Here is a 12,513-nt window from a genome sequence, read left to right as displayed (position 1 = left end):
CCCCCCCCCCCCCCCCCCCCCCCCCCCCCCCCCCCCCCCCCCCCCCCCCCCCCCCCCCCCCCCCCGCTACGTTCGCGCGGCCGGCAAAGTACCGGTCATCGCTCTATGTTCACAATTGACTCAACCATGGGGAATATTTCACAAGATTACTATTTACAGTTTGGTCATGGTCGTGGAGGCTCCTGTCGCTTGGGTTGAGCCAGTTGGGAGTTTTCGATGTTCGAGGTCAACGGTCCAGACGCTTTTCACGGGGTGATACCGGTCTATCAGCCTGACACGATGAACGGCGAGAACGACATGGTTGAGGAAGTAATCGTCGTTGGGCAGCGGGTACAGCGTATCACTCGTCTCGACCCCAACCCGGGCATCTATGAGCGATCATACTCGGTGTGGACGGGCACTGGCTGGCAGCCGCTTTTCCCCGTGGATCAGAACGTACTGGACCAAGCGATCAACGCTGGCTCGGACAATGACCCGATAACTGAGCCTGAAGTGTTGGTTCTCGTGCCAAAAACCAGTCCCAATTACGCAAAGGCGCTCAATGCGGCGCTTTTGATTGAGGCGAAGGTTGATCAGTTGCATGGTCAGATAATGATTATCGAAAATGATGAAGTGATATTTCTCGATAACGGCAACCATATGACCGGCGCTCAGCTGAAGAATCTCTGGAATAACATTGACTATGCTGTGACCGAGGATACCTATGAGCCAGGTAAAGGTGGTGAAGTTGTTGGAGGTGTTTCTCACGTCCGCTTCGATACCATTTATGATCCGGACGCCCACAAGGGATACTTTGTCAACGCGGGGGACATTGGCCTCGGATACTATGTCCTCCACGAGCTCTCGCACACTACGGCCCCAGGCAAGGCGAAGCTCGACGAGAAGTTTCTCGCATATCAGAGCGCCGTCCCGGGCGATCCGAAGGGCACGAATTTCTACACCCATCCCCTCGGCTTGGAGGTTGAGAGGTTTACCAACAATATCTATCAGGACATTGCGTCTCACGTTAATCAGCCAGTGTGGCTGAGCGCGCCCGCCGGTTACTAGTGGGAGAAGGCAATGAGACTTCTAGTAGTCACCCTAGGAATTATCGTCTCCTTGCTAGCTGCGTCATCGGTCTCAGCGCAGGGCGGTCAGAAATGGTCGGACCGTGGCGTCTTCGTATTCGGTAGCCTTGCGTTGGACTTCGAAAAGCAGCGGGCAAAGCTTGGCTGGAAAGCCGTGCCACTGGAAAATTGCTCTAGTGCTGAGTTCTATTGCGCCAAATCTGAACTCGCGTCGGTGGTCCTGCCACGAAAATGCTCAGCCAATCTTCGTGTTGGCGATACGTGGGAATTGGCGGGAGTCCGCACCCGTGTTGTGGGCACAATCGACGAGCCGCTCGGGCACCTCGCTGTACCAGGAGGTGTGCTTTATGTCCTACAGAGCGCGGACAATCCTCGCGTGGCGTTCATTTATAAGCGCTCGTCAGGCGTACTATCCGTCCTCGCCGATCCAGCGAAGGACCTTGATCTGAATTGGACGAAGCCTAAGGGGCGCGGCGACTACAGTGAACTCACCAGCTCGGCTTATTGGCGAGGCGTCAACGGTTCGCTGATCACCAATGACGCGTTCGGACCGTGTTACGGCTGATCCCGCTGGCGGTAATAAGGCCAAGACCTCGGCGGCTAGGCCAAAAGGTCTAGCCGCCGAATGCTTTTCGAGCACTGCTTTGATGATCCGGCCGCTGATGGCCGTAAGCTTCTTGCTGGCGTCATTCCGGAACGCCCGCGCGCACGAGTGAGCTTTGGCCCTTCGCTTGCCTTCGCGGAAGAGTCCTTGGGAGGACCTGTTGTCAGCTTTCATGCTGCCGGGCGAAGCTACATCGGCGCTCCTCGCAGGGTTCAACGCGCCCTTGGGTACGTTCTCCGCCTGGATCAAGGCTGCATCGGCGATGGGCCTGATCACGTCAGGGCAGCAAGAGAATCTCGATCGCCTTCGGAGAATTTGAAACGAGTTCGCTCACTCATGGGAGCCGGTGTCGTTCTCCGAACAACGGCTGGCGTCCCACATCTCCGCTCTTCACTATAGCCCCCTGGTCAATGAGCCCCCGAGGAACGCCGCGGATAAAGTCCGTACCTTGATCAGCGCCCTTCTCACGGAACTCAGAGCCACGACCCATGAGATTGGAAAGACAGGCTCGACCGCGCGCGCCATCGACACACACCTCATTCCAGGCCTGGCCTTCGGCACCCTTGATCAGGTGAGCGTCTGCGCGCGGAGTCTGGCCGAAGTCGCCGAAGAGCTTCGTGAGGCAAAGGGCCAGTGCTGGGCGTTCCTGACGGCTCAATGGGAGCGTTGGCGCGGCCTGCTGACCATCCTGAGAGGCAAAGCCAGCCAAGAGGATCAAGTTCTGATCACCGAGACGCTGGCAAAGTACGCCGCGCTCCCGAAACCGGCACGCCCAACCTGAGACAGGTAGGACGACGTTGGACGTACTAGGCCGCAGCCGCGCGCTTGCGGATCAGCTCAGGGATGATCGCGTTCTTGGTGACCTTGTCGCCCAGGCCCAGGCGACCGTAGACCTCGCCGCCAATGCCCGGATCAACGTTGCCGTCAGCGTCCTTGCTGCTGTCGACCTCGAACGTCCAGTACTGGAACCGGTCGGCCAGCGGCTTGGCGAAGTCGCGCTCTAGGCGCTCATCGGCGCCGATGAGCATGACCGGCGCGGCGACATGGACGTAGGTCGGTACGATCTTATCGAACAGGTGCTCGAGATTGCTGCGGACCACGCACGATCCGGAAATGATCGACTTAAGCACCACCAGGTGTTCGATGCGGTCGAGCGACTCCACGTACTCTTGGGTGATCGGAGCCATGTCGGCCCAATCGACGCCGAACGCATCGGCGCGATCATTCCAGAAGCAGGCGACCGACACGTCGGCGCCGACGCGCTCAAGCGCTTCCAGAGCGCCCGCGCCAAGGAAGTCGGCGTCCTCGACCGTCATGGCCAAGCAGATGCGCGCACCACGCATGATCGTCTTCTCTGCCAAGGCTTCGGCCAGCAGGCCGCCGAGGCGGTGCATGGCTTCGCGATAGGCGTTGGTGGCGGACTTTTTGTCTTGGAGCACGGCCAAAGCTTCGTGAGCTTCGGCGCGAAGGCTGGCCGGGAGGTCTTGCACGACTAAGCTCATGCTCGCTCCTGCAGGGCTACAATCACCTCGAACGGGCTCGGACGGTTGTCCACGACAAACTCCTCGAATCGCGTGAACGCGGGCGTGCCCGTCCTGAACGCGGAGTATCCCGTGAAAGCACCGAATCGATAGTAAAGGTGCTTCTTGCGAATCGCGAAGTCCAGCCCCGGAAGGCTACGGAGATGATCGCGCACCGGGTCCGGCAGCACGTATTCCGGCCCAAGGACGGTGGTGACGGGGCCAGGACCCGTCGCTGCGTGTAGGGCGAAGTCCGCCAAGCTGATCTTCTCGGGACTCGTAACCCAGGCGGCAAGCAAGGTTTCGAAGGCCTTGCGCCGCACGCTCGCTTGCGGATCCCAAATGGCGATCGCGTCGAGCGCCCGGGCCAGTTCGGGGTCCCCTTCGATCAGCGCGCCAAGGTCCCGTTCAACCGGGAAGTGGACCACGTCGGCGACGACATCGGCGGGCTTGGCAGCCTCCAGCGCGCCGCGCTGCTCAGCCGTGGGGACAACGAGTTCGTAAGCGCCGTTGATGTTGAGCGACTGGTCCAAGGACCGCTGCATCCGGAAGTCATCGCCGATCGGGTGATCGCCGCCCGTCCAGGACGTCGTGGCACCGCTCTTGAGCTGGCTGAACCGGCGCTCGCCCGGCTGATCGACAATGAGGTCGTCGATGAAGCACAGCTGCTGCTCTTGCACCCAGGTGTCGGCCCCATCGTTGCCAGCCGCCAGGGCCTTGGCCATCAACGACGCCAGACGCGCCGCGGCGAAGTAGCTCTCATAGGTCGCGCCCTTGGCGTTGTTTCGGCCCCCGCGGTTCTTGTTGCCCGCATAAGTCGCCGCCTTGGCACCCAAGACCGCTTCAATGGTCGCTTTCTCGTACAAGCGTGTTTCCAACCTTTTCGGCAACCTAGCTGCGCTGCGCGCGAAGGTCGATCTACGGCATTTGGACGTGCCTGTGGGATTCGCCAAGCCCGCGCTATGCCACCTGTTGCACGGTCGAAGGCCAGAGGCGGTGACGTAGGCCAGCTGCGCTTGGCGCGGCGGAAAAGTCCGGCTGCCAGAAAGCCCAGTGCAAACCCCAACTCCGGCGACCAGGCGCCGGACGCACCTTGGGCGGTCGCCGCGTGCTCTCAGATACAACTTCTTGGAAAAGCGTAGGCGCGTAAGACAAGCTTCAAGCGGCTAGACCGCCGGCCCGTACGAGGCTGAAAGGTATCGGCTTCTCCGTCGACCACGAAGAGAAGTTTCTCTCCAGGCAGTCAGTCGATTTCGCACTGAACACCTTACCTTGCGATCCAGGCGCACCGATTGCGGCGGTCGTTTCTAATTATTCCCGCCCTTGAGGCGCCCTATGGCTCACAGCATGGTTGCCCCAACCCGACCGTCCCATCACCGGTCAGAGGCACCAAGTAGCAGGCGAGTATGGCGATGACGCGCGAGGAACTTCACCAGAAGGTCTGGTCCACGCCGATGAGGACCCTTGCGAAATCGATGGGAATCTCCGACGTGGCGCTGGCCAAGAGGTGCCGAGCCGCGAACATACCAGTTCCGCCAAGGGGCTGGTGGGCTCGAAAGGAAGCCGGCAAGCCAGTCAGGATCACTGCCCTGCCACCAGCGCGCTCCACCTTCGCGAACTACTTCCCCGCACAGGAACAAGACTCCACGGCAGATTCCAGCACGACCGACCGGGAGAAAGGAGCGCCTCTCGACCCGCCACGGTTCAGGGATCTAGCGGCGGTCAGCGATGAAATTCGGGCGATGGTGAAGACGGTCAAAGTCCCGTCGACGCTAGAAATCCCGCATCCGATTGTCGCCCGCCTTCTGAAGGAAGACGCCGAGCGGAAACCCAGCTCCTCGCCAAGCGGCTTTCTTGCCCAACGCCATGGGCCGAAGTTTGCGACGCCGATTCAGCAGCGCCGCCTTCGCATCCTATCCTGCGTTCTCACCGAACTCGCCCGCCTCGGATGCAAGATCAGCGGTCACACCCACGCCGGTGAGCGCTTCAGCGTCCAGGTCGGCGACCATTGGACCTATATCGCGCTCGCCGTCGAAGGCGGCCAATCAAACCGCTATTCGTTTTCCGGTCGCCGCAACGTCAAAGCGCCCGACCGCGAACAGCTGCGATTTGACATCACAGAGCATGGCGAGGGCCCGCCGCCCAAACAGACCTGGCGAGAGGATCAAGGGCCTCTGGAAAAGCAGGCTACCGAGATCGTGCGGGGCATCCTTCTCCAGGCTGAGGAGGACACACGCAAGTTCGCGCTCATGCACTTCAAATGGACGTGCGAGGAGAACGAGCGCCGGGCCAGCGAAGCCAAACTCGCAGCCGAGCAAACCGAAGCTCGCCGGGTCGCAGAAGAAGGCGGCGATGGCGGCGCGCGTCGAAAGGCTACTCAGCGATGCGGATGCGCTGGAGCGCGCGGCCAGGATTAGGCGGTATGTAACTGCGGCTCGCACCGCGTCAGAAGAAGGCTCGACGCCAGCTTCGCGCGATGCCGTCGAACGCTGGGCGCTATGGGCGCTGGCGCAGGCCGACGCGATAGACCCTGTGCTGTCGGGACAATTTACGGAACGCCTCGAACTCTAGAGCGCAGGAGGGATCTTGCCGCCGCTGCCCTTCCCTGCCCGAGGGCGTAAGTCAAGGGCCGCCGAAGCGCACCCAAGGACAGGCGCTCAAATCGGGCGGGACGCGAATTCGATTTTTTCTGAACTCAAAGGCGGCCGCCGCGCGATCCGAAAATCGCAACCACCGACACAACCACCGTCCCAAACGGGAAATCGGCGGAGCCGGATTCGGCTAAGGCATTGAAAGAATGGCGCGCCCGGAACGATTCGAACGTCCGACCCTCAGATTCGTAGTCTGATGCTCTATCCAGCTGAGCTACGGGCGCGCATTGCCTTTCGGCGAGGCGGGGGAAGTAGCCCGTCCGTTTCGGGAACGCAAGCCCGGTTTGAAGGATATTGTGGAAAAGTTTGACGCACCCGCGTTCGGTTGCCGCCAAAGCCTTGTGCGGCCTGGGTTCAGAGCCCGCAATTAAGGCCGGCGCCAGAGGATCTGGGCGTGACAGCGTCGCTCTATTGGTGTCCATGGAGCGCTTCCGGGACGGCGGGCAGGCTGTCCCCAACGTCTGCCTGAGGATCCGTATGCGTCGTCTCGCAACCCTGCTCGCCCTTTCCTCCGCCATCTCCCTGACCCTGGCCCCGATCGCCGCTTGCGCGGAGTCGATCCCGCTGGGCATGCCCACGCCCAAGCCGGTCGTGCACTCGACCACGGCCAAGGGCATGGTCGCCGCCGCCAATCCGCTGGCGGTCGAGGCGGGCCTGCGGGTGCTGCGCGACGGCGGCTCGGCCGTGGACGCGGCGGTGGCCATCCAGGCGGTGCTGGGCCTGGTCGAGCCGCAGAGCTCGGGCCTGGGCGGCGGCGCGTTCCTGGTGTTCTACGACGCCAAGACTGGCAAGGTGACGGCCTATGACGGCCGCGAGAAAGCCCCCGCCGGCGCCTCACCCGATATGTTCATGGGTCCGGACGGCAAGCCCCTGCCCTTCGTCAAGGCGCTGCTGTCGGGCCGCTCGTCGGGCGTGCCGGGCGCGGTGGCCATGCTGTCGATGGCTCAGAAGGAGCACGGCAAGGCCGCCTGGAACACGCTGTTCAAGGACGCCGAAAAACTGGCCGACGACGGCTTTGTCGTCAGCCCGCGCCTGGCCGGCATGATCGTCAGCCGCGCCCCGCAGGCCAGCCAGCCGGACGCGGTAAAGTACTTCACCAAGCCGGACGGGACCCGCTACCAGGCCGGCGACGTGCTGAAGAATCCGGCCTATGCGGAGACGGTGCGCAAGATCGCCGCCGAGGGTCCGGCGGCCCTGCTGGACGGTCCGATCGCCCAGGCCATCGTCGACCGCCTGCACGAGGGCGACCTGCCCAGCAGCATCACCTTGCAAGACCTCAAGAGCTATCAGCCGCGCTCGGCGCCGGCCCTGTGCCGTCCGTGGAAGGTCTACAGTGTCTGCGTGCCCAACCCGCAGTCGTCGGGCCTGGCGGTGATCCAGGCGCTGCAGATGCTGGAGCACACCGACATCGGCAAGCGTGGCCCGACCGATCCGGTCGCCTGGACCCTGCTGGCCCAGGCCGAGCGGGTCATGTACGCCGACCGCGACCGCTACGTCGGCGATCCTTCGTTCGTGACCGTGCCGGTCGACGGCCTGCTGGACCCGAAGTATGTCGCGCAGCGCGCCAAGCTGGTCACACCCACGGCCGGCGAGGCCCCGCCGTTCGGCCACCCGAAGGGCGCGCCCAAGGTCGGGATCGACATGACCAAGGAGCCGGGCGGCACCACGCACCTGGTCGTGGTCGACACCGCCGGCAACGTCGTCTCGATGACCACCACGGTCGAGAGCGTCTTCGGCAACGGCCGGATGGTCGGCGGCTTCTTCCTGAACAACCAGCTGACCGACTTCTCGTTCTCGCCCAAGGAGAAGGACGGCGCGCCGGCCGCCAACGCCATCGCGCCGGGCAAACGGCCGCGCTCGTCGATGGCCCCGCTGATCGTGCTGGACAAGAAGGGCAAGCTGGTTGCGGCCCTGGGCTCGCCGGGCGGCAACGCCATCCTGTCCTATAACCTCAAGGCCATGGTCGGGCTGTTCTACTGGGGCCTGAACATGCAGCAGGCCGTGTCGCTGCCGAACGTCGTGGCGCGCGGCGACAACTATTCGGGCGACGCTGATTTGTTCGGACCGGAGATGCTGGCGGCGCTCAATGCACGCGGCGTCAACGTCAAGGTCGGCCAGCTGGAGACCTCGGGCCTGCACGGCGTGATCGTCCGTCCGAACGGCGTGCTGGAAGGCGGCGCTGACCCGCGTCGCGAGGGCGTGGCCAAGGGCCTCTAAGGGTTCAGGTGTGGGCCTGGTGCTCTTCCAGGCCCGCCTCGACCTCGGCGCGGGAGAAGACCTCTTCCTGGCCGTCCAGCAGCAGCTCGGCATCGGACGCCTCCTGCACGGCGATCAGTCCCGCCACGCGGCGCAGGGCGGTCGGGGCGTCGGGCGCCTCGACGGTGATCTCGTGGATCGGCGCGAGACTCGGAGACGCGCCCAGCTTTACCGCGATGGTCCAGATCGTCGTCATCGGACTTCCTCCTAGGTCGCCGAGGCGTCGGCGGCCTTGTCATCAGGTTCCGGCAGCGGGTCGGGGACGCCGGCCAGGGTCAGGTCGAACACCGAACCGCCAGGCCCCGTCTCCACCAGCGCCAGGTCGCCATGATGACCCTGCGCCAGCTCTCGGGCGATGGCCAGGCCCAGGCCCGTGCCACCACGCCGCACCGAGCCCACGAAGGGCTGGAACAGGTTGGCGCGGGCCCGCTCGGGCACGCCAGGGCCATCGTCCGACAGGCGCAGGATGCTCGCGCCCTCTGCGCGGCGCAGCTCGACGAAGACCTTGCCCTTGCCGCCTCGATCCGGCGCGCCCTCGATGGCCTCGCGGGCGTTGCGCAGCAGGTTCGTCAGGATGCGGTGCAGTTGGTCGGGGTCGGCCAGCACCTGCTCGCGCGCGCCGATGACCGTCTCCAGGCCCACGCCCTGCGGCGTCAGGCCAGCGTCCTCGGCCGCCATCTCCAGGGCCGGGCGCAGCGGGATGATGCGCGTCACCGGCTCGGGCTCCTTGGACTTGCCATAGGCCATGACGTCCGAGGCTAGGGTGATGGCGCGATCCAGGGCGCGTTCCAGGCGGGGCAGGGCCTGGGCCACCTTGGGATCGCCCAGGGCGGCCAGGCGGTCGGAGGCCATCTGGGCGCTGGTCAGCATGTTGCGCAGGTCGTGATTGATCTTGGCCACCGCCTCGCCCAGGGCCGCCAGGCGGGCCTTGGACGCCAGGGCCGCCAGCAGGTCGGCCTGCATGCGGTCCAGTTCGGCCTCGGCGCGGCCGATCTCGTCGCGGCGCTTGGAGACGGTGATGCGGGCGGCTGGGTCATCTGGATCGCCGCGGAAGGCTTCCATGGCCCGGGTGATGCGCTGCATGGGCCTGACCAGGAAGACGTTCAGGAAGGCGTAGACGAACAGGCCCGCCAGGGCGGCGATGAAGATCGTCACGCCGGCCAGGCGCCAGAAATACTCGACCAGGGCGGCCTTCAGCGGGGCGTCGGGCACCACCACCTCGACGAACTCGGCCTTGCGGAAGCGCGGCTCGGCCATCACCCGGACCATGCTGCCCTTGGGGCTGGTCAGGGTGAAGAACGGCGCGGCCAGCCACGAGCCGGGGTTCTGGCGGCGCAGGTCCACCAGGTAGGGCGTCTTGAACGGCTGCTTGGGCGGCAGCACCAGGCGCCGCGCGCCTTCGGCCTGGACGGCGACGGTGACGGCGCCGGCCTGGTCGAACATCTGGTTGGCGACCGCGTCGCTGACCCGCAGCTCGGGATCGGACTCGGCGATGGTCGAGGCCAGTTCGCCGGCCCGCACCCGGTCCAGAAGCCACTGCTCCTCATAGGCCGCCAGGGTCGGCGGCACGATCAAGAGACCGCCCAAGGCCACCACGATGGCGGTGAACAGCAGCAGGCGCGCCGACAGGCCGCCCGGCCACGGGAAACGCTTCCGGGGCGGGGCGGTCTTCGTTTCCGACGGCGAAACCGTTTCGACCATTCGGTGCGGCTACTTCTCGTCCTGAGGCGCGGCTCCGCGCCCTTTGCGCCAATGGCGCCACAACGGCGGCAGAAAGGCCAGAACGCCCATGCCGATGATGGGAAGATAAATGCGTGGCGAGAAGAGGGTCTCCAACGTTACCGGCCCGCCATGGGCGAAGAGATGGCCAAGTCCCGCGCCAATGCCGGCATAGACAAACGAGCTCGGGATCATGCCCAGGATCGAGGCCAGGACGAAGGTGCGGACGGGAATGTTGGCCACGCCCGCCGCGACATTCACCGCCAGCAGCGGAAACGCCGGAATCAGCCTCAGGGTCAGCAGGTAGTTGAAGGCGTCGCGTCGCAGCCCTTCGGCCATGCGCGCCAGGAAGGCGTCAGGCTTGCGGCGCAACACGTCGCCGAAGGCGGTGCGGAAAACCAGATAGGTGACGGTCGATCCACCGGTCGCGCCAGTGACCGCCAGCGCGCCGCCCAGGGGTCCGAAGAGAAAGCCGCTGGTGAGCGACAGGATCAGCGCGCCCGGCAGTGAAACCGCCACCGAGCCCACATAGATCGCCAGATAGATCACCGCGCACAGCACCGGCCGCTCGCTGGCGAAGGCCTGCAGCTCGGTTCCCCGCAGGCGCAGCTCTTCCAAGGACAGGTGGCCGGCCAGACCGCTGAAGAAGGCGGCCACGGACAGGATCACGATGACCGCGAGCGGCCCGAAACGGCGCAGCAGAGTCAGCGCCCGTTCCCGAGTCATGGCGCGCCGACCGCGTCCTCGACCGCCGTGAAGCCGTCGGCGCGCAGGCGGGCGGCCAGGTCGCGCTTGATGCGGGTGACCAGGCCCGGCCCGCCATAGACGAGCGCCGAGTAGAGCTGCACGGCCCGCGCCCCGGCGCGGATCTTGGCATAGGCGTCGGCGCCGCTGGCGATGCCGCCCGCGCCGATCAGGGCCACGCGGCCGCCCGCGGCGGCGTGGAAGCGCTTCACCACCTCGGTGGAGGCCGCCAGCAGCGGCGCGCCCGACAGACCGCCGCTTTCGCCGGCATGGGCCGACTTCAGGGTGTCAGGGCGAGCGATGGTGGTGTTGCTGACGATGATGGCGTCCAGGCCCGCGCCGACCACCGCCTCGACAATGGCCTCGACCTCGCCGTCCTCGAGATCCGGCGCGACCTTCAGGAAGATCGGATAGTCGGCGCCGGACGCGACCTTCAGCGCCTCGCGCGTCTCGGACAGGCGGCCCAGCAGCCCCTCCAGCGCCGCCTTGGTTTGCAGGGCGCGCAGGCCCGGCGTGTTGGGCGAGGAGATGTTGGCGGTGAAATAGTCCGACAGGCCCCACAGGCGGGTCAGGCCGGTGACGTAGTCCTGGATGCGGTCGCTGGCGTCCTTGTTGGCGCCGATGTTCGCGCCGACGACGCCGCCCTTGGTCTTGCGGGCCGACAGGCTGCGAGCGAACGGCTCGAGGCCGCCGTTGTTGAAGCCCATGCGGTTGATCACCGCCTGGTCCTGCGTCAGGCGAAACAGGCGCGGGCGCGGATTGCCGGCCTGCGCCAGGGGTGTGACGGTGCCCGCCTCCACGAAGCCGAAGCCGGCGGCCAGCATGGCGTCCGGGACCTCGGCGTTCTTGTCGAAGCCCGCGGCCAGGCCCACGCAGTTGGGCAGGTCCAGACCCGCCAGCGTCACCGCCAAGATCGGATCGTCAGGGCCGCCGTCGCGCGGACCCAGGCCCCACTTCAAGCCCCGGATGGCCCAGCCGTGCGCGTCCTCGGGATCGAAGACGTGCAGCGCGCGGGCGGCGATGTCGTGGAAGCTCATGCGAGATGGTCGCCCAATTGCGGCACGCCGTCGGCGTCGAGTTGCAGGTCGGCCTCGGTCACCACTTCGCTGATCAGCAGCGGGCGGAAGAGGTGCGGGAACAAGGCCCCGCCGCGCGAGGCCTCCCACTTGAGCGCATCGCCCAGGGACTCGGCCTCGACGCCCAGCAGGACGAGGTCCGACTGGCCCTTGAAATAGAGCGCGGCGGTCGTCTGGGCCTGGTCGGCGCCGGACAGGTGGATGAAGCCATCCTGGTGGTCGACGGCCGAGCCTTCGAACTTGCCGACGGCCTTGGCGGCGTCCCACTCGGCGCGGGACAGGATCTTGTAGATCAGGGTCATTCGCCGCCGGCTCCGCCGTTCTCGCTCACGAAGAGCACGTGTTCGAGGACCGGCGGACCACCGCCGCCCCAGTTGAAGACCACGACCGTCGAGGTCGGGAAGCGGCTGCGCAGCTTGTTGGTCTGGATCGGCGAGGCGCCGCCCGTCAGGGCCAGGCGCAGGGCCATTTCGTGCATGCCGGGATTGTGGCCGACCACCATCACCGTGCCGACCGCGTCGCCGTGATCTTCCAGCGCCTGGACGATCTCTTCCGGATCGGCGTGATAAAGATCGCGCAGGTGCTCGAGCTTCGCCTTAGGGAAACTTGTCGCCACCTGCTCGGCGGTCTCGCGCGTGCGGCGGGCCGAGGAGACCAGCAGCAGCTCGGGCGAATAGGCCAGGCCCGCCAGCACTTGCCCCATGCGCACGGCGTCCTCGCGCCCACTCGGCGCCAGGGCGCGCTCGAAGTCGCCGCCGCTCTGGGCGTGCCGCTCGGCCTTGCCGTGGCGCATCAGGATCAGTCGCTCCATGGGTCCTCCATAGCCGTCCGTCGCCTCGGCAGGAAGCGCGCGGTTGACACCTTCTTCGCATAGCG

General features: G+C 65.6%; 13 protein-coding genes and 1 tRNA gene. 5 read left to right on the top strand and 9 right to left on the bottom strand.

All coding sequences use genetic code 11. The annotated features are described in order from the left end of the window. Nucleotides 1-216: 216 nt before the first annotated feature. The 3 genes from AC07NF_RS09095 (at nucleotide 217) to AC07NF_RS09085 (ending at nucleotide 2,452) form a co-directional block, all read left to right on the top strand. Nucleotides 217-1,047, top strand: a complete 831-nt coding sequence (locus AC07NF_RS09095) for a hypothetical protein (RefSeq protein WP_494633854.1) — start codon at nucleotides 217-219, stop codon at nucleotides 1,045-1,047. Nucleotides 1,048-1,059: 12 nt separating this feature from the next. Beyond that, nucleotides 1,060-1,632 carry a hypothetical protein gene (locus tag AC07NF_RS09090; protein WP_494633852.1) on the top strand — a complete coding sequence of 191 codons (573 nt, stop codon included), beginning with the start codon at nucleotides 1,060-1,062 and terminating at the stop codon, nucleotides 1,630-1,632. Between the two features lie 487 nt (nucleotides 1,633-2,119). Beyond that, nucleotides 2,120-2,452 carry a hypothetical protein gene (locus tag AC07NF_RS09085; RefSeq protein WP_494633850.1) on the top strand — a complete coding sequence of 111 codons (333 nt, stop codon included), beginning with the start codon at nucleotides 2,120-2,122 and terminating at the stop codon, nucleotides 2,450-2,452. Between the two features lie 25 nt (nucleotides 2,453-2,477). Here AC07NF_RS09085 and AC07NF_RS09080 read toward each other — a convergent pair whose 3' ends face one another. Next, the gene (locus AC07NF_RS09080) at nucleotides 2,478-3,110 is read right to left on the bottom strand and encodes a hypothetical protein (protein ID WP_494633848.1); all 633 of its coding nucleotides are present in this window, start codon (nucleotides 3,108-3,110) and stop codon (nucleotides 2,478-2,480) included. Between the two features lie 59 nt (nucleotides 3,111-3,169). Next, nucleotides 3,170-4,057, bottom strand: a complete 888-nt coding sequence (locus AC07NF_RS09075; protein ID WP_494633846.1) for a hypothetical protein — start codon at nucleotides 4,055-4,057, stop codon at nucleotides 3,170-3,172. Between the two features lie 540 nt (nucleotides 4,058-4,597). On the opposite strand from AC07NF_RS09075, the gene AC07NF_RS09070 reads away from it, so the two are divergent. Further along, a complete protein-coding gene (locus tag AC07NF_RS09070; protein ID WP_494633844.1) occupies nucleotides 4,598-5,608 on the top strand; it encodes a hypothetical protein in 1,011 nt (336 codons plus the stop codon). A 381-nt stretch (nucleotides 5,609-5,989) separates the two neighbouring features. Here AC07NF_RS09070 and AC07NF_RS09065 read toward each other — a convergent pair. After that, nucleotides 5,990-6,066: transfer RNA gene (locus AC07NF_RS09065), tRNA-Arg, on the bottom strand. 253 nt (nucleotides 6,067-6,319) lie between these two features. On the opposite strand from AC07NF_RS09065, the gene ggt reads away from it, so the two are divergent. Continuing rightward, the gene (gene ggt, locus AC07NF_RS09060; protein ID WP_494633842.1) at nucleotides 6,320-8,059 is read left to right on the top strand and encodes a gamma-glutamyltransferase; all 1,740 of its coding nucleotides are present in this window, start codon (nucleotides 6,320-6,322) and stop codon (nucleotides 8,057-8,059) included. 4 nt (nucleotides 8,060-8,063) lie between these two features. On the opposite strand, the gene AC07NF_RS09055 is transcribed toward ggt, so the two are convergent. Genes AC07NF_RS09055 through AC07NF_RS09030 form a run of 6 tightly spaced genes read right to left on the bottom strand, consistent with a single transcriptional unit; the run spans nucleotide 8,064 to nucleotide 12,448 of the window. Next, the gene (locus tag AC07NF_RS09055; protein ID WP_494633840.1) at nucleotides 8,064-8,294 is read right to left on the bottom strand and encodes a hypothetical protein; all 231 of its coding nucleotides are present in this window, start codon (nucleotides 8,292-8,294) and stop codon (nucleotides 8,064-8,066) included. 11 nt (nucleotides 8,295-8,305) lie between these two features. Then, the gene (locus AC07NF_RS09050) at nucleotides 8,306-9,799 is read right to left on the bottom strand and encodes a sensor histidine kinase (RefSeq protein WP_494633838.1); all 1,494 of its coding nucleotides are present in this window, start codon (nucleotides 9,797-9,799) and stop codon (nucleotides 8,306-8,308) included. 9 nt (nucleotides 9,800-9,808) lie between these two features. Beyond that, nucleotides 9,809-10,543, bottom strand: coding sequence for a TVP38/TMEM64 family protein (locus tag AC07NF_RS09045; protein WP_494633836.1), 735 nt, complete (start codon nucleotides 10,541-10,543; stop codon nucleotides 9,809-9,811). Further along, complete coding sequence (locus AC07NF_RS09040; RefSeq protein WP_494633834.1) at nucleotides 10,540-11,598, bottom strand: quinone-dependent dihydroorotate dehydrogenase; 1,059 nt, start codon at nucleotides 11,596-11,598, stop codon at nucleotides 10,540-10,542. Before AC07NF_RS09040 ends, AC07NF_RS09045 begins: the two co-directional genes overlap by 4 nt. Next, nucleotides 11,595-11,939 (bottom strand): DUF952 domain-containing protein, encoded by a 345-nt coding sequence (locus AC07NF_RS09035; protein ID WP_494633832.1) that lies wholly within the window; start codon nucleotides 11,937-11,939, stop codon nucleotides 11,595-11,597. Before AC07NF_RS09035 ends, AC07NF_RS09040 begins: the two co-directional genes overlap by 4 nt. Further along, a complete protein-coding gene (locus AC07NF_RS09030) occupies nucleotides 11,936-12,448 on the bottom strand; it encodes a SixA phosphatase family protein (protein ID WP_494633831.1) in 513 nt (170 codons plus the stop codon). Before AC07NF_RS09030 ends, AC07NF_RS09035 begins: the two co-directional genes overlap by 4 nt. Nucleotides 12,449-12,513: the final 65 nt, after the last annotated feature.

Source organism: Caulobacter sp. GW821-FHT10A06 (assembly GCF_059415805.1).
This window is presented reverse-complemented; position numbering and strand designations above follow the sequence as displayed.